General features: G+C 52.6%; 18 protein-coding genes. 4 read left to right on the forward strand and 14 right to left on the reverse strand.

Translation table 11 applies throughout. The features are described 5' to 3' along the window. Both ACKVOS_RS06025 and ACKVOS_RS06030 read left to right on the forward strand, forming a co-directional pair. A partial coding sequence (locus ACKVOS_RS06025; protein ID WP_409211113.1) for an HlyD family efflux transporter periplasmic adaptor subunit occupies positions 1–363 on the forward strand: 363 nt, incomplete at its 5' end. Positions 364–492: 129 nt separating this feature from the next. Then, a complete protein-coding gene (locus tag ACKVOS_RS06030) occupies positions 493–714 on the forward strand; it encodes a hypothetical protein (RefSeq protein WP_409211114.1) in 222 nt (73 codons plus the stop codon). Between the two features lie 22 nt (positions 715–736). On the opposite strand, the gene ACKVOS_RS06035 is transcribed toward ACKVOS_RS06030, so the two are convergent. Continuing rightward, positions 737–1507: a sugar transferase gene (locus tag ACKVOS_RS06035; protein WP_409211115.1), complete on the reverse strand. Its 771-nt coding sequence runs from the start codon at positions 1505–1507 to the stop codon at positions 737–739. 309 nt (positions 1508–1816) lie between these two features. Next, positions 1817–2302 carry a polysaccharide biosynthesis/export family protein gene (locus ACKVOS_RS06040; RefSeq protein WP_373475802.1) on the reverse strand — a complete coding sequence of 162 codons (486 nt, stop codon included), beginning with the start codon at positions 2300–2302 and terminating at the stop codon, positions 1817–1819. Between the two features lie 269 nt (positions 2303–2571). Here ACKVOS_RS06040 and ACKVOS_RS06045 point away from each other — a divergent pair, with 269 nt between their 5' ends. Further along, entirely contained in the window at positions 2572–3264 is a 693-nt protein-coding gene (locus tag ACKVOS_RS06045) for a cell wall hydrolase (protein WP_409211116.1), read from the forward strand. 9 nt (positions 3265–3273) lie between these two features. Here ACKVOS_RS06045 and ACKVOS_RS06050 read toward each other — a convergent pair whose 3' ends face one another. From ACKVOS_RS06050 to ACKVOS_RS06100, 11 genes are read right to left on the reverse strand one after another with little or no spacing between them, the layout of a single operon-like run. After that, complete coding sequence (locus tag ACKVOS_RS06050; RefSeq protein WP_409211117.1) at positions 3274–4125, reverse strand: general secretion pathway protein GspK; 852 nt, start codon at positions 4123–4125, stop codon at positions 3274–3276. Beyond that, a complete protein-coding gene (gene gspD / locus ACKVOS_RS06055) occupies positions 4122–6191 on the reverse strand; it encodes a type II secretion system secretin GspD (RefSeq protein ID WP_409211118.1) in 2070 nt (689 codons plus the stop codon). Before gspD ends, ACKVOS_RS06050 begins: the two co-directional genes overlap by 4 nt. Next, entirely contained in the window at positions 6191–6616 is a 426-nt protein-coding gene (locus ACKVOS_RS06060) for a hypothetical protein (protein ID WP_409211119.1), read from the reverse strand. Before ACKVOS_RS06060 ends, gspD begins: the two co-directional genes overlap by 1 nt. Before the next feature lie 49 nt (positions 6617–6665). Next, positions 6666–7217 (reverse strand): type II secretion system protein GspM, encoded by a 552-nt coding sequence (gene gspM / locus ACKVOS_RS06065; RefSeq protein WP_409211120.1) that lies wholly within the window; start codon positions 7215–7217, stop codon positions 6666–6668. Continuing rightward, positions 7214–8209 (reverse strand): PilN domain-containing protein, encoded by a 996-nt coding sequence (locus ACKVOS_RS06070; RefSeq protein WP_409211121.1) that lies wholly within the window; start codon positions 8207–8209, stop codon positions 7214–7216. The genes gspM and ACKVOS_RS06070 overlap by 4 nt, the downstream gene beginning before the upstream one ends. Beyond that, positions 8209–8919 (reverse strand): prepilin-type N-terminal cleavage/methylation domain-containing protein, encoded by a 711-nt coding sequence (locus tag ACKVOS_RS06075; RefSeq protein WP_409211122.1) that lies wholly within the window; start codon positions 8917–8919, stop codon positions 8209–8211. Before ACKVOS_RS06075 ends, ACKVOS_RS06070 begins: the two co-directional genes overlap by 1 nt. 4 nt (positions 8920–8923) lie before the next feature. After that, complete coding sequence (locus tag ACKVOS_RS06080; protein ID WP_409211123.1) at positions 8924–9307, reverse strand: type II secretion system protein; 384 nt, start codon at positions 9305–9307, stop codon at positions 8924–8926. Beyond that, entirely contained in the window at positions 9304–9684 is a 381-nt protein-coding gene (locus ACKVOS_RS06085; RefSeq protein WP_409211124.1) for a Tfp pilus assembly protein FimT/FimU, read from the reverse strand. Before ACKVOS_RS06085 ends, ACKVOS_RS06080 begins: the two co-directional genes overlap by 4 nt. Further along, positions 9662–10087: a type II secretion system major pseudopilin GspG gene (gene gspG, locus ACKVOS_RS06090; protein WP_409211125.1), complete on the reverse strand. Its 426-nt coding sequence runs from the start codon at positions 10085–10087 to the stop codon at positions 9662–9664. Before gspG ends, ACKVOS_RS06085 begins: the two co-directional genes overlap by 23 nt. Next, a complete protein-coding gene (locus ACKVOS_RS06095; RefSeq protein WP_409211126.1) occupies positions 10084–11301 on the reverse strand; it encodes a type II secretion system F family protein in 1218 nt (405 codons plus the stop codon). Before ACKVOS_RS06095 ends, gspG begins: the two co-directional genes overlap by 4 nt. A 2-nt stretch (positions 11302–11303) precedes the next feature. Continuing rightward, the gene (locus ACKVOS_RS06100) at positions 11304–12971 is read right to left on the reverse strand and encodes a GspE/PulE family protein (RefSeq protein WP_409211127.1); all 1668 of its coding nucleotides are present in this window, start codon (positions 12969–12971) and stop codon (positions 11304–11306) included. 606 nt (positions 12972–13577) lie between these two features. Between ACKVOS_RS06100 and ACKVOS_RS06105 the strand changes: the two genes are divergently transcribed. Then, complete coding sequence (locus ACKVOS_RS06105; RefSeq protein WP_409211128.1) at positions 13578–15578, forward strand: substrate-binding domain-containing protein; 2001 nt, start codon at positions 13578–13580, stop codon at positions 15576–15578. A 54-nt stretch (positions 15579–15632) separates the two neighbouring features. Here the strand turns inward: ACKVOS_RS06105 and ACKVOS_RS06110 are convergent, their stop codons facing one another. Continuing rightward, complete coding sequence (locus ACKVOS_RS06110; RefSeq protein WP_409211129.1) at positions 15633–16166, reverse strand: TIGR02281 family clan AA aspartic protease; 534 nt, start codon at positions 16164–16166, stop codon at positions 15633–15635. Between the last annotated feature and the right edge of the window lie 38 nt (positions 16167–16204).

The raw sequence follows: 16204 nt of genomic DNA on the forward strand, positions 1-16204 counted from the left end.
ATGGAAATCGTTCCTGATAATGACATGCTGATTGTCACCGCGCGGGTTAGTCCGAAGGATGTCGACCAACTGTTGACGGGCAAGGATGTCATGCTGCGTTTTTCGGCATTTGAAATGCAAACAACCCCGGAAATAATGGGAACCCTGTCGAAAATTGGCGCCGACCGCACAACGGACGCGCAGTTGGGAGTCGCATATTATCCCGTTGAAGTCAGCATTTCGAAACAACAGATTTCGAAATTGGGTTCGCTAAAACTTCGCCCCGGAATGCCGGTCGAAGCCTTTTTTAAGACGGGTGACCGCACTTTATTCGCATATTTGTTCAAGCCGCTCATGGACCAGATTGCTCGCGCTTTTAGATAGAAAATCATAGGGTTAAATTCCCTAACGCATTTTTTATTTCCGTTAAGCATCACGTCGGTATAAACAGATTGCTCCCATAGACGTAAAACATCTGGGATTTATGTGCGAATTCCGATATGGTAACCCAAAATGGATAACAAAAACAGGTCAGAGGTAAACGCCAATCTTCGGCGCGCTCCATCTCAAGAACCTGTTAAAGGTTCGAAAATTGCTGGAGAGGAACGGAATATGCAGGCCATTTCCGATATATCATCGCTAAATGACACCCAACGTCCGGTGTCGATTGTGGGATGGACTTTCGCGTTCATCGTCGGCGCCGCAATTTGGGCCGCGATCTTTTACGTGATTTAGAATTTGGACCTGGGTTCTGGACCTAATATGATCCCTTGGCCCCTAATACAGCGGGCACCGTTTTAAGAACGATAGTCATATCAAACAGAAATGACGCTCTGCGCCGATATTCACAATCCAGCTGAACGCGCTCATCGTAGCTCACATCGTTACGACCATTCACTTGCCAAAGACCGGTCAACCCGGGTTTTACCGCGCAATAATCCGAAAAAAAGCTGCCATATTTCAGAATTTCCGCACGCACGATCGGGCGTGGCCCGACAACACTCATTTCTCCCGAAAGAATGTTAAGCAATTGAGGCAATTCGTCGAGGCTCAGCTTGCGAATTATGCCGCCTAACCTTGAAACGCGTGGATCATTCCGCAACTTATGGTCCAAATCCCATTCGCGTTTCGCTTCAGGAGAGGACGCCAAGAGTTCGTCAAGTAACCGCTCTGCATCTTCGTGCATGGTGCGAAATTTGTAGCAATTGAACATCCGTCCACGCTGCCCCACTCTCTGCTGTACAAAGAACAGGCGTCCGGGGCTATCAATCTGAAGCGCAATGGACAGTAAAATAAGCATCGGGAAAGAGACAATCAGGAACATAGCAGCAAACACAATATCAAATGCGCGCTTCAATATTTGTTCGTGCTTACCAAGATGATCCCCTTTTGGATCACCGCCGACTTCTGGCATAAAGTTGTCAGCGGAACGATTCTGGGTCGATGGTGCTATCGCAATTAAGCTACGGCAATAATCCACATCGGTTTCAAGCAGAACTCTCTGATTGAGCTGGTCAGTCGTCAACATTAACCTAACTTCCCCATTTGATATTCGGCCCATTCGTTTTTTTGGCCGATCTAATTTTCAGTCGTGTTTTTGAAGAGCCGCTGAAGTGCTTTCAAGGTCGAGCATGATCGCCGCCATTAAGTTTCTATTAACTGGGGAGTGTTGCGGTATTTTTACAAAGCGCAATTTAACAATCGAAGTTGGAAATTAAATATTCACTATATTCAACATACTAATTTTAATAGAAAATAAAAAGGTTCGGTCCCAATAAATGAACTAGGCCGTGAACTCATAATTATTCGAATACAGACTTAGGGTCAGGACCCGACTCTAGAACACCCGATCAGGTATGCGCACGGTGTCCCCCGGTTGAACGGCCGTTGCGCTGGTCAATCGGACGGCTTTCTCTTCGGTTTCATCTTCACGACGAATGAATGCGTAAGACTGGTTTGCGCGGTATGTGAATCCACCGGCCTTTGCGACCAATGCGAAAACGCTCATTCTTTCCGAATAATTGAACTCGCCCGGTTTGGCGACTTCGCCTAATATGTAAACGGGCCGGAAATTCACCATTTCAACCGATATCCGAGGATTGCGAAGATATTGCGATCCGAGCCTCTGGGTTAAATCATCTTTGAATTCCGTGACAGTTTTCCCGCCAACAGGAACATCGCCAACAAGGGGAAAGGCAATGGTTCCTTCCGCGTTCACCGCGAATTCGCCGGATAATGTTGATTCGCCAAAAGTCTGAATTTTAAGCCGGTCACCCGATCCAATCCGGTACACATAATTTGCTACGCTCGGACCTTCCGTCATGGCCACGGGGGTACATGCTCCAAACAGAATGAATAACAACACTACACAGAAACGGGTCATTGGTGATTCTCTCAAACAATATCAAAATTCCAGACTGTTCTTCTATGACAGCTATATGTCATTTGTCTGACACGTGCCGTTTCCAGCGAGCTTCAGGCCCTGAACTTTTACAAATGTCGCGGTTGAATGAAGTCGCATCTTTCGATGCGATGTCCACAAAATGTCATCATGACGTGCCATTTGGCGGAGGCAGCAAATAAGGATTTTGCGTGTTTCTCAAGAGTTTCAAACTTACGACCCTTTTTGCGGTTTCACTCTCCACGTCGCCGGTTTCGGCCCAGACCGCAGGTGAAAATGGCAACACTCCGCCTCCTTCTGTCGGATCAGATTTGGAGCGTGCGTCCCATTGCCTCTCTCTAGCTATAGCCTATGAGGCTGGATTTGAGCCCGCTGCGGGCCAACAGGCCGTTGCCGAGGTCATACTCAATCGGACACGGCATCCGGCCTACCCGAAAAGCGTTTGTGGCGTGGTTTTTCAGGGTTCTTCACGCAGAACGGGTTGCCAATTCACGTTCACATGTGACGGCGCGATGAAACGCGCACTGTCTGCAAAAGTGATGCAGAATTCGCGCGCGATAGCCGAGCGCGTTCTTACAGCAAACTTTACCCCCTATGTAGGTGGGGCGACCCATTACCACGCCAATTATGTCTCGCCCTATTGGGCGCCGAGCTTGGTTAAAGTGGGCCAGATTGGCGCGCATATATTCTATCGGGCGCCCGGCAGTTCGGACCGACCCGCACGATATAATGGGGGGATTGAACCTTTAGTGGGTGGATTGGGGAATTGGGCCAACGCACCAGATTCGCTTACCCAAAAAAGCACGAGCAAACCGGTCCAAGTCGCACAATCGGAGAGCAAACCTGCCGCGTTCGCGCCTTGGGGCCTTCCCGCCCTGCCTTAGGGTCAGGACCTATTCAAAAGCACGAATGATATATGGCCGTGCATCGGCGCCAGTTAGTTCGACGATAACTTGCCGTTTTGAACGCGCGCCATCGGGACGCACCGCCTCGGTCGTTATTGTTAACGGACGTCCGACCAGATCAACGGCATCGCCCAGTTCGATTGCCGTTCGTTGCCCGTCAAGTTCACGCTGCCGGTTTATGGCTGCCGGGCTATCCGCGCCGCCATCAAGCATCACGCCGATCGCACGCGGATGGGCATAACGCGCATCAAAGCCACCCGTGCCGAAATTGACGGTCACAAAGGGCTTCAACTTCTTCACCATTTCCGGATTAAACCCGCGTATCGTCGCCAACTCGTCTATCGACTGAAGCGGGCCATTACGTGGACGGATTCCCCGTGATTGATAAAATTCGACCTCGGCTCCATCGGGCCGCGGTTCCTCGTCATCGTCAATCCAATCCACCAACGAATCTGCGGCGGTTCGTGCAGACCCGCCGTAACCCAGGCCGATTGCTTCCATCAATCGAGCCGCCAGTTCGTCATCCAGTAAATTGATCGGAACCTTTCCGCGTTCATCTTCGATCCGGATTTGCAAACGCGCTCCGTCAAAGTTGGCCGTTCGCGTCCTGCCATCGATGGACCATCTATTTGCCCTGTCTTTCACAAGCAGGCCATTCAGGGCAATTGCCAAACCCGCATCGGCCGCCGCAGCAGCCTTAGCCTGACCGACTTCGGCATTTACGAGGACAATTTCATTCTGGTTCGCTTGAACCAAGGCCAATGCCATTAAAGCAAATACAGCAATACCTGCAACTGCAGCGACCATGGCATAGCCTTGCTCGCTGTCGGGCGGTGTCACGGAATACGGCCTTCGGTTTTAAAAGGTTCCAATGTGCGAATTTTTGCGCGCAATTCTTCTGTTACCGCACGCGCATCATCCGCAGTCCGCAAGACATGAGGCTTAATCAATATGATAAGCTCAGTGCGGTTCTGGACATTTTTCTGATTCCCGAACAGCAAACCCCCCAAAATAGGAATGCGCGACAATATGGGCAGTCCATTTTTACCGAAACTGTTCGAATCCCTGAACAGCCCGCCCAACGTAATCACCTGCCCGTCTTGCACCGCGATTGATGTCGAAACGCGGCGCGTCGAAATGATAGGCGAACTGATGCCTTGAATGGACCGGCTGGAAAGGTCGCTTACTTCTTGTGCGATATCAAGGAGCACGAGTCCGCTTGCATTTACCCGCGGCGTGACTTTCAGAATAACGCCAGTATCGCGATACTCGATCGCATTGACTATTGGTGCATCCGGATTTTCGATGCTTTGTGCCGACTGCGTCTGGATCGGCACCTGATCGCCGACTTGTAGCGAGGCGGTCTGGTTATTCAGAACCACCAGCTTGGGCGCTGAAACAACCTTCACATTGGTACGTTCCTCAAGCGCGTTTAAGGTTGCGCTGATATCATTGCCCGAAAAGAAATAGGAAAATCCAGGCAGAATTCGCGTGGGATTGGCCCCAGTTCCCTGCGTCAGGGCGAAGTTACTGTCGCCGGTTTGGAAATTCCATTGTACACCAAAGCGCAAGTCGTCCGTCAAAGCGACTTCGGTAATCGCTGCCTCGATTAACACCTGATACGGCGCAACATCCAATTTCCTGAGTGCTTCTTCGACCACAGCATAGTCGCGTGGGCTGCCGAAAATGATAACGGCATTGTTGGTTTCATCACTGGTGATCGAAACAGGCGGGCCACGACGGGCGGCGTTGCCCGCCTGCTCATATCCACCCGATACCGTTCCTTCGCCGCTATTTTGTCCGGCGGTCGGCTGTGCCACGCTATTCGCATTACGCGCACCCGTTGAACCAGATGGGCTGACATTTGAATCATTGTCACTCCGGTCTGTGCCACTTTCCTGACTGCTATTTCCGAATGCGGAATTTATAGTCTTGGCAAGGTCGCGGGAACGGCCGTTTTGCACTTTGTACACAAAAATGCGGGGCTCGTTATTGGCTCCTTCGCGGTCGAGAACCTCGACCCAGCGGCTGACGTCTTCCAGATATTGTCGCTGTGCACTTACCGCGATTATTCCGTTCAAGCGCTCCATCGCGATTAGCCGCACGAGATTCCGGGTCGGCGCATCAGGCGCGTTTATAAGTTTTTCAAGCTCGGGAACAATCAATCGAGCATCAATGCGTTGCGGCGTAAAATACGCAAATGTCATGTTGCGAAGCCAGTTGACGTCGAATTGTTCGATCAGGTCACGCGCACTTTTCCGCTGCCCGGCTGTTCCAGCAATCGTCATCGTATTTCCAGCTGGATCGACCGACATCACGACGTTGGGTATGACGGAATCCAGCAATTTTTTCAGCTCGGTGGCGTTGATAAATGCAAGGCGGATAATCTCTGTGCTATAGCCCAGATTTGTAGGCCCGGTTACACCCGATGATTGCGCTGCCTGCACAGTCATGATTGTAAACCCGCCATTTTGCGGCACCAACGCAAGATTGGCCGATGCCAAAGATTTTTCGAAGACGCCCAAAACGGAACTGCGGGCGATCGGGCCAGGCGTGACCAATGATATCTGGCTCGTCACCCCCGGTGCAACCGTATAGGGAACACGCAACAAATCACCCAAAACGGCCTTTGCGACAATTTGCACATCTGCCGACGGAAAGTTTAACCGGATATCACCCGGCTTTGTCGGGTCGAGTGACGTAACCGGCGCGACCGGTACCGGCGCTTCACCACCTATGATCGTTACACCCGCCTGGTCATTGGCGTCGGTATCCCCAACGAAAACTTCGGCGGCAGCAGCACTTGGCAAAGGTACGGGGGGGCGTTCATTTTGCAGAGCGCAACCGTGCAGCAAAAGCACTATTACAGGTGTCGATAAAATTGGTTTGCAGACAGGCATTTTCATTATTGTTCTTCCTCATATTCTGCGGATTGTGGCGGCCCCTGAACGGATCTGGCGCCGAAATTCAGGATCAACTTCTGCGCGCCCTGATCGAAGTGCGCGGCATTTGCCGTTAAAGCACGCAGTCGCCATCCTTCGAAAAATCCACCAACACCTAATCTGGTGATCCGTCCATCGGGTCGTTGTATAACTGCATAACTGCGACCCTTTATGGAAACAGCGCCGGCGACCACTGCTCCCCCCAATGGCGCTGATGCAGCTTCGCCGGCTGCGTCTAACGCTGTGCGGCCGGGCGAAAAAATGGAATTTGCGCGCAAAATGGGGGGAAGAGGCTGGCCACTAATCGAGGGGAGAACTGCGCGTGCCTGCCCTCCGGTCGGGCTATCTTCCGGTATTTCAACGCCGCCAGTCAATGTGAGTTGCAGCACCAGGCATAGCGCAAGGCCGCCAGCACAAATCGCCGGAAACAAGGCGCGGTTAGCGCGTGTTGGTCGGGCTAATGATAATCGAAACTTCAATTTTCACATCCATTAAATCTAAACGACCTGAGTTAAGCGCGCGATCCGCAACAATGTTCAACGATTCCACAACGAGATACGGTTGCTCATTGTTGAGGATCGTGAGCCACGCCATGAGTTGTTCATTTGATACCAATGCAGTTGCGCTGGCCTGTGCCCAGCCGGATTGGGCCGTGTCACTTTCGGTTGAGCGAAGTTCCCCACCTACTTTGGACAGGCTTGTTTCCAGCCGCTCTTTCAATAATTCACCGGCCTGTTCGGCATTTGCGGCTTTGATTGTATATTGCGACTGAAAACTTCGCTGTTCTTCGGCAGTGCGACGAAGAGACGTAATTCGCGCAATTAGTCGCTCATTTTGTGTGTAATTCTGTTGCAACTCGGCCCGCCGTTCAGCGTTGGCCGAAAAAATGCCGTAGATAGGCGAAACCAGCCCGAGCCAGAATATCGCGAAGGCCGCGAAAAGCAGCCCTATTGCGACCAGCTTGCGTTCGCGTGCCGTCAACGGTTTCATTTTGCACCTGCGTAAAAAGTCGCACTTAGGTCGAACGGTTGCCCGGTGGGGACCTCCGCCAACGCCTCCGCATTGGCTGCACGGACATCCTTCAAATAAGGCGATTTTCGCAGCGCGCCGATGACATCTGTGCCTTCTCTCTTGTAACCCGACAATCTTATGCTGCGTCCATCCCAAGAAAACCGCTGAATCCAAGCGCGTTCCGGCAAAGCCTGCGTGACCGCAGCCAGAACGGTAAAAGCATTCCGATCTACGCGCCGGTCGGCAAGAAGCTGCGCCGATTTTTGAGTGTTGGAAATTTTCTTTGAAATTGAACGCGCAACATTCACCGCAGGTGCTTGCGCCGCAACAAGAGCCTCGAGATTGCGGACACTTTCCACATCACGCCATACAAGTGCGCCAATGTTGAGCGCGAATAGAAATGCAACCACCGCCCAATAAGCTGAAGCCACGGGCCGGATAGCCGCGGTCAAACCGGCTGCAGCACAGCCCGGTGAAAAATCGATAGCAATACGGCCCGGCAACGCGTGATCAAAAAGGCCAATCCGCTCTGGCGGCGCAAAACCCCCGGCGCGCGCTTTTTCGAGCAATTCGGCGACTGTCTCCTTACGTAAGCCTGCAACCGTTACGCTTGTGCGATTTTTGGCATCGGCTTTGGCCCCGACTATCAATTGTTCGGCGGGAATTGGCATTATCCGGTCCGCGTCAAGCGCAACCACACGCGCAAGATCGGCTTCACCCAGCGCAGGAAGTGCAATCTCGCGTACAAGGCACATCGCCGGGTCGACAAGAATAGCTTCGGGATTTCCCCGCCCATGCGAGGCTAATGTGCCGTCCTTTTGGTAATGGAGATAGCACGCGAAAGCGCGGTCCCTTTTGGCAAATGCAAAAGGCACGATATTGCGCATTTCATCAAGCCACCAGGCAAAACCAGACCGGAACCATCCCGTTAAAGTCGCCATATCTGCATCAAGAATCGAACCGGTTGCCATCAAATCGCCTCGCACCGGCCCGACGAACGCTGGATCCGGCAAGCGGCATTTACGGTCGCACGAGGGCGAATAACCAGATCAGGCCATTGCCGCGTATCGCCTTGCCCGAACCGGAGGCGAATCCGTATCAAAGCAGGGGGCTGTGGACGATCAATCCAGAATTTCTGCCAACGTCCGGACGCACTAAAACGATCGGGGCCGAAATAGGAAATTTCGATGTCTTGTACGCCGCGCAAAAGGCGATTGGGTTGCCATCCAATCAGTGCGCGGTCGCGTAAATCAATACGATCATCAAGGCTGCTCGCGGTATAAAGCATCAGGTCGCCCGCGGGCGTAACGATCAAGCGATATTTTTGCAGCGCATCCGGGCCAAGTCGCGGCAAAGGCGGCGCGGCAAAGCTCAATATTCGCGAATCGCCTTGCGTATCGACAATGGGTTCGGAAGAATCCAACCGCACCGCCGCAGAGAGTCGTTCGATCCTTCCGCGCAACACAAGCTGCGCGGCCACGACACTTTGGTCGTCATTCCCGCGCTTTTTTTGCGGCATAGCGAGCCAGGCACTGTTCAAGGTGGCCGTCATCATTGCGGCGGCCATTCCCAAGACTGCCAAGGCTACGAGAAGTTCGATAAGTGTGAAGCCGTTTTTCGCAGGCGGATTTAAGCGCAAGACGGAAATCGGCAGGAAAATGTTACGGGAAATTTGGGTCATAGGATCAGCGCGCCAACCGCAAGCTTTGGAGCGTGACGATAATTTTTCCGTTTGCGGAATCGATAACGGCAACGCTTATCTTCTCAAGACCTTTGCTATTTTCTTTGGCTGATTCAGCCAGTCGTTCGACATTCGATCGCCAAATGAAGCGCCCGACACGACCATCTTGTTGCAAGGCCCCCACGCTTTCTTCGTCCTGCAATTCGGAAAGTGCGGATTGGGCGATCATGATTGCGCGTCTGCTATCGGCCAGATGCCTTTTGGTGAGCGCAGTCGAATGGACGGTCTGGAAAAGTAACGCGGACATGACCGCAAAAATGGCAAGAGCAACCATCGCGTCGACCAACGCAAATCCGTTCCGATTTTGTGTCGGTCTTGTCGGGTTCATCGGTTGCTGCCGATAAGGCCGGTTGCAGAATCAACCGTAAAACTTGCCTTACGGGGTCCCATCATAACTTGGATGGCACCGCCACTTGCGCTTCCGTCGCGATAAAAGCGAATGCCATCACGGGTCGTCGTCAGGGTAACGTCATCCGCCAATTGCGGCGGCACGAACCGGGTTTCTTCACCTTTGCCGATGGCGTTGGCCCGCGCCCCCGTCAAAGCAGACTCTACTGCGCCGACCGCCATGTTAAACCTTTGCATCGCCAAATTGCGCTCGATCGCGGGAAAAGCAATTCCCGACAAAAGGCCCATCACCGCCAGAACAACCAGCATCTCGATTAGCGTGAAGCCGCTGCGTTCACCCTTTCCAGTTGCCGACATCTTGCGCCTCTCCGCTCCCACCAGTTACGCCGTCAGAACCCAGCGAATACACATCAACTTCGCCATGCTGACCCGGAACGCGCAGCAGATAGGGCTTTCCCCAAGGGTCGGTGATCGCCGATGCGTCGGGCAAATAGGGCCCATTCCAAATCGGGACCGACGCCGGTGCCTTGACCAGAGCCGTCAACCCTTCGGCATTTGTCGGGTAACGCCCTGCATCGAGGCGGAAAAGTTGCAGCGATGCTGCAATGTTTTTCACCTGAACCTGGGCTGTTTGTGTTTTTGAACTGCCGAGATAGCGGATCACCTGCGGCCCAACGATCGCTGCCAATAGCCCCAGAATTGCAAGAACAACGAGCAACTCCAAAAGCGTGAAACCATTTTTTTTGATTTTATTTTTCATGATGAAATAGCCAATTCGTTAAAGCCCATAATCGCGGACATAATTGCGGCGATAATTGCCGCAACGCTTGCGCCCAAAATGATCGTGATGATGGGGGTAAGAATGCCGATTAAACGTTGAATGCGGATTCCTACGTCACGATCAAGAACGTCCGCCAACCGACCCAGCATCGGCCCAAGTTGCGACGTTTCCTCGCCGGTTCGCAAGAAGCCGATTGCAAGTTTGGGAAACACATTGGCCGCAGCCAGCGGTGTGGCAAGACCGCCGCCTTCCCTCACCCCGTCAGCAACCTGCGCGATTGCGTTGCCGATATGGCTGTTGGCGACAGTCTTGCGCGCCAATGCCAACGCATGGGGTAGCGGAACATTACCGTCAATCAACACGCCAAGCGTCCGCGCAAAACGGGCGGTTTCGATATAGCGCACGAGCATTCCAAGCTGGGGAACGCGCAGAACAATCCTGTCGATGACCAATTTCATTGCCGGACGCGCAAACAATTGGCGGACCATGAAGCCCAAGCCGACCATTGCGGCAAGAAGCCACCAGCCCCAATCGCGAACAAAACGGCTGGCGCCCATGACGAAAGCAGATGCGGGCGGCAACTTATCCTTGGCCTGACCAAACAGACTTTCAAACTGCGGAACAACAAACAACAACATGAGCAGGATAACACCAACAGCAATAATCGTAAGCGAAATTGGATAGATCATCGATGTTGCGATCAACCGGCGCAATGCTTCGGCCCGCTCCAGCATTTCTGCAAGACGGGTCAGGGCAAGGCCGAGCGCCCCATTCGCCTCACCTGCTTCCGCCATGGCTGCGGCTGCGGGTGAAAAGATATCTTGCCTTCGCTGCATTGCTTGCGACAAGGGAACGCCGGTTCTGACTTCATCCAGCAACGCGGTAAACTGGGCCGCCGCGGCTTTGTCCTCGACATTTGCAATTGCAAGTGAAAGCGATCGATCCAAAGGCAATCCGGCATTTAACAAAACGGCAAGTTCACCGATTAAATTGATGGATGCCAGCCGGATCTTTCCGTTGACCTTGAGTTTAGGCTGCGTCGCTGCTTTTTGATCAACAGCGGTGACCAATATCGGGCGGGCGCCGCCACGCCTGAGCGCCTGTATCGCCCCTGCGTGATCCGTCGCCTCGACAAAGCCGGTCCCGACTGTGCCATTTGTCAAAATCGCACGATAGCTAAACGTCGTCGCCACGTTCAATCGCCGACCGTGACGCGCACGGCCTCCTCAATCTCGATTATGCCCGACTTGGCTTTTGCCAATCCATCGCTCCGCAAGGTTCGCATCTTCGCGGCAAGGGCCGCATCGGCGATTTCGCGCGTGTCTGCCCGCTTTAATATCAGCTTTGAAATCCTGTCATCAATTGTCAGAAATTCCAGCAAAGTTGTTCTTCCGGAATAGCCCGAACCTTCGCAACTCGCGCACCCCTTTGCACGATAGAATGTCACGGTTTCGTCAGAAGAAAGCCCCAGCTCCACCAGCAATTCAGGCGATGCGCTATATGGTTCACGGCAGGACGGGCACAGTTTGCGGACAAGGCGCTGGGCCAAAATTCCGCTGAGTACAGAGCTTAAAAGAAAGGGCTCAACCTCCATATCGATCAAACGGGTCACCGCGCCCGCCGCGCTGTTTGTATGGAGCGTCGAAAGAATCATATGGCCGGTAAGCGCCGCCTGAACCGCGATCTGGGCGGTCTCTGTATCGCGGATTTCACCGACCATCATCACGTCGGGATCAAGCCGTAGAAATGACCTTAAGGCCGATCCGAATGTAAAGCCGATCTGCGGATTGACCTGTGTCTGGATGACACCGGGCAATCGATATTCAATAGGATCTTCAACCGTCAGCAATTTGCGCGAACTGGTGTTTAATTCGGCCAATGCGGCATAAAGAGTGGTAGTCTTCCCGCTGCCCGTCGGCCCTGTGACCAGAACAATACCATAGGGCCGGTTGACCGCGTTGCGCAGTTGCTGCGTTAATTCCGGGTCGAACCCCAAGGCCACAAAATCAAGCGCCAGCTTTGATCTGTCCAAAATCCGCATGACGACACTTTCGCCATGAATTGCCGGCGTTGTTGCTACACGCAAATCAATATCATGGCCGCGAACCGCAATCTTCAAACGGCCGTCTTGCGGTAAACGCCGTTCGGCTATGTTCAGGCCCGCCATGACCTTTATTCTGGAGACAAACGGCCCACGCATGGCCGATGGCAAAGGCTCACGATCTTGCAGCACACCGTCAATCCGGAACCGGATGGCCAACCTGTCTTCGGTCGGCTCTATATGAATATCCGATGCACGCGCATCTGAAGCAGCCGCGATCAACCGGTTTACGGCCCTGATAACGGGAGCATCGCTGACCAGATCCTTCAGCCGTTCGATATCGTCATCGTCGGCGAACTCGTCGATCCCGTCGCTGGCGGCAACCGAGCCATATAGCCGGTCGATAGCGACATCGATGTCGCTCGCCCTTGCCAAACGCACATCGACCTGACGGGCAAACACAAACCCGATCGATTGCCGGACAAATGCGTCAAAAGGATCGACCAAAGCGACAACAACTGCAGAATCGCTGATCGACAAGGGGATCACCCGATTATCCCGCAAAAAGGCCGTGGATAGCATGTCAGCACCAACGGGATTTTCAGGAAAGTCGTGAAGTTCGGAAATTGCCAGCCCGGTAACAGCGGCCAGCTTTTGCTGCAAAACCGCTTCGGAAATCAACCCGAGACGGGTCATCACGACGTCAAAGCGTTCGCCGCTTTCCTGCACCGCCAAACGCAGCCGTGCCATTGCCTCGTCGCTTAATAGCCCGGTACTTTCAATCACGGACTCAATCGTCAAATGAGCCGGATCCACAGCCATCGTCAACACGGATGACGTGGCCGATCGTGTCGCAATTGCAGGCATTATTTTCTCGGGCACCTTTCAGCCTGTTCGATAGACTTCGAATGCTACAGTTTGTTTGCAATCACCCCTGACAATGCATGGGCCGCGAATTTTCCGGAACAAAAAGACGCGAAAAATAATTGTTGAAAAATTCGCGGCGGAATTAAAGCGCAGGCAAATTTTAATCATATAATTTAATATTTTAGGTCGGAATTCTGCGGTTTCCAGCGACTTTTACCAACCGCCACACTTCACAATTCTGTCATTAAATATAGATAGCAGCGGAGTCGACGAAAGCACAATCAATTGCTCGAGTCTATTCTGAAATATTAGTGCAATATTTGATATTTTCAGAAACACAGATTTATAATCATATTGTAACTTTTACAAATGTTTCAGTGTTATTACATATTTGTGTAACAAGGCAGTACAAAAATCAACAATACTTAAATATTATCATGCACTTTGATAATATACTTTTTCTTTTGGCGAAATACGAATTCTATTGTGTTTTTACTCAAGAACAAAGTCTCCTTTTTGTAATATGACCTAATTTTCAACCACTCGAAGGAATATTTTTCCATGAAAATTTCACGCATTCATCTTTTAGTGGCCTGTGCCGCTTCAAGCTTTGTTGCCACTGCAGCTAATGCACAGGTAGCAATCCCCGCCGTAGAACTCCGCGGCGCTGGCGCAACCACCGTTGGTGACGTCGCCGTTCGTTCGCTGAACTGCATCGGTAACCCAGGTGCTGGCCTCAACCAATATGGTACGAACTCGAACCAGCTTTTGACAATCTCGACTGGTCTGTATTCGCCAACAACACCTTCGGCAACCAACCCAGTGCTCGATTGCGCCACGCAAGAAATCCAGCCTAATTTCGAAGGCAAGTATATCGGTACAGGTTCGGGCGCAGGTCGTCAGATCTGGCGCACATTTGCAACCAACCCACCTTTGACCGGCGCTGCTGGCAACATCAACCCATTCGGCACCTGGACCAACACACAGTTCGCATTTTCGGAAGCTCCTGCTGCCGTTAGCGATATCACCGCCTATAATGCGGCTGCAAACAATACAACCAACGGCGCTGGTGCTGCTATCCAGGTTCCTTTCTACGTCATTCCAATCGCGTTTGCCTATAACCCAGTTTATGGCAAGAACGGCGCAGCTGACATGACGTTTAACGTTAAGGTTCCTGCTTCGATCAACGGCGTTGTATCGGGCGGTCTGCGTTTGAACCGCTCTGCATATTGCAGAATCTTCAACGGCGAAATCACCAACTGGAACGATGCTGCTTTGCGGATACTGAACAGCAACCAATCATTGCATGACACTGTTGATGATACGCTCACTCGCTGGAACGCTGAAGGCGCGCCAATCCGTCTTATCGGACGTGCCGACCGTTCAGGTGGTAGCGACGTGTTCACACGTGCAATGGCTGCACAATGCGATACCTTTGTTGCAACCAACAAGTTCGACAGAGCTGCTGAATCGTTGCCATTCGACAACACCAGCGCAATCGACATCCGTCGCCTGCGTCCTGACGCACGTTATTTCCCAACGTCGTCAGCCTCTAACTTCTCGGGTACTGTTCAGTCGCTTGGTGGTCTGGTTTATGACCGCGTAACCGACAACATCTGCCTCTGGAGCGAAGTAAACGCGACAACTGCTCGTTGCGATGCAACACTTGCACCAGGCGGCGTGTTCACCAACACACCAACTGCTGGTTTGTTCACAGTTGCTGATGGTTCGTCGGGCGTTGCTGAAGCAATCGAAACAACCGTAAACAACTCGCTGATCAATTCGACAACAGCCGGTATCACGCTTAACGGTAAGTTCGGTTACATCGGTGCTGATTTCGTGCGGCCAGTTGCCGGACGCAATCTGTTCTCGGCCGCTGTACAAGTTGCTGCATCAGCCGCTTATGCAATGCCAAGCGCAGCTAACGCAGCAGCAGCATTCGGTACGATTCTGCCACCGCAGGCTGTTGCTGGTTCAGGTGCATACAGCTTGTTGGACACACGTACACTTGGTGGTAACGATCCTTACTTGATCATTGATCCAGTAACCAACCCCTCCACACCGATTAACCGTGCAAACCCACTTCACTGGGCAGCTACACTGTATAATCCAAACGTGCCAATCACATCGACACTTGCTTCGCCTGTAAAGGGTTATCCAGTAACCGGCGTTGCATTCATGCTGACATACACCTGCTTCAAGGCTCCTGTCGCTGCTGTACCTGGCGACAACCCAAGCCGTTTTGGTATCGTCCAGTTCATGGCATCGACATTTGGCAAGATTACCCGGAACAGCACAAATGGGTCAGTAAGCGCCAACACGTTCAAGGGCACAGGCGCAACTTCGCTCGGCATTTTGTCGCAGTCGAACACCGCGCTTCCATCGGCTGGTTGGCAGAACGCCATCACCGATACATTCCTCAGGAAAGGCCCAACCGCTGTTGGCGCCCTTAACTTGTGGATACAGGATACCTATCCAACAACAGCTACCGATGTTGATGCTATCGATCAGGCAACTGACTCGAACAACAACCCAGGTTGCGATCCTACCAAAGGCGCATAACTTTCGACCCCCGAAAGTAGACTTTCGGCCCCGGAGCAATCCGGGGTCGTTTTTTTATCGCATCACCATGCGATCACCTTTGATTTGCAACGACTCAAGCTGCGACAGCCAGCTTTGGCCCAGCAATGAAACGCCTAATCCTTCGCTGGCAATCACGGCATCAACATCACGCCGTTCCGTCGCGGCCGCCGTCAAAGACGCAAGCTTTGTGCGCGCCATCGCAGTTTTCCCGCCAGCGGTATCCGCACTTTCATTGTATGCATCATTATCCGGCAACACCCCTGCCCGCGCGGCATCATTCTTTGTGAGCACGATTGTCGATGCCCCTGTGTCGACCAAAAAGCGCACCGGTGTGCCGTTTACGCGGGCGTTGATGTAGAAAAGACCATCGGGTGCACGCAGGATTTCGCCGGTATCCAGAACCGCCCGCGGGCTAATATCCACAAAACCCATATTCCTGATGGCAACGGCACCGCTTGCCACCGAAGGCGGAACTGCGGCTGGTTTAACATTTACAGGTGATAATGCAGGCAATGCGAGCAAAGCCCATTTGCCCACCTGCCCGCCAGCAAGCATCCAAAAACTCATAGCATACCCCCAATTCAGGGGAGCATGATTAACGCGGC

Source organism: Sphingorhabdus sp., assembly GCF_046154385.1.
Classification (GTDB): Bacteria; Pseudomonadota; Alphaproteobacteria; order Sphingomonadales; family Sphingomonadaceae; genus Sphingorhabdus_B.

Bases quoted from the DNA above. Each gene is read 5' to 3' on its own strand.
- gspD (WP_409211118.1), bottom strand. From the start codon at position 6,191: ATGAAAATGCCTGTCTGCAAACCAATTTTATCGACACCTGTAATAGTG.
- gspG (WP_409211125.1), bottom strand. From the start codon at position 10,087: ATGAAAAATAAAATCAAAAAAAATGGTTTCACGCTTTTGGAGTTGCTC.
- ACKVOS_RS06040 (WP_373475802.1), bottom strand. From the start codon at position 2,302: ATGACGGAAGGTCCGAGCGTAGCAAATTATGTGTACCGGATTGGATCG.
- ACKVOS_RS06100 (WP_409211127.1), bottom strand. From the start codon at position 12,971: ATGGCTGTGGATCCGGCTCATTTGACGATTGAGTCCGTGATTGAAAGT.
- ACKVOS_RS06070 (WP_409211121.1), bottom strand. From the start codon at position 8,209: ATGGCAACCGGTTCGATTCTTGATGCAGATATGGCGACTTTAACGGGA.
- ACKVOS_RS06075 (WP_409211122.1), bottom strand. From the start codon at position 8,919: ATGACCCAAATTTCCCGTAACATTTTCCTGCCGATTTCCGTCTTGCGC.
- ACKVOS_RS06080 (WP_409211123.1), bottom strand. From the start codon at position 9,307: ATGAACCCGACAAGACCGACACAAAATCGGAACGGATTTGCGTTGGTC.
- ACKVOS_RS06035 (WP_409211115.1), bottom strand. From the start codon at position 1,507: ATGTTGACGACTGACCAGCTCAATCAGAGAGTTCTGCTTGAAACCGAT.
- ACKVOS_RS06105 (WP_409211128.1), top strand. From the start codon at position 13,578: ATGAAAATTTCACGCATTCATCTTTTAGTGGCCTGTGCCGCTTCAAGC.
- ACKVOS_RS06110 (WP_409211129.1), bottom strand. From the start codon at position 16,166: ATGAGTTTTTGGATGCTTGCTGGCGGGCAGGTGGGCAAATGGGCTTTG.
- ACKVOS_RS06030 (WP_409211114.1), top strand. From the start codon at position 493: ATGGATAACAAAAACAGGTCAGAGGTAAACGCCAATCTTCGGCGCGCT.
- ACKVOS_RS06085 (WP_409211124.1), bottom strand. From the start codon at position 9,684: ATGTCGGCAACTGGAAAGGGTGAACGCAGCGGCTTCACGCTAATCGAG.
- gspM (WP_409211120.1), bottom strand. From the start codon at position 7,217: ATGAAACCGTTGACGGCACGCGAACGCAAGCTGGTCGCAATAGGGCTG.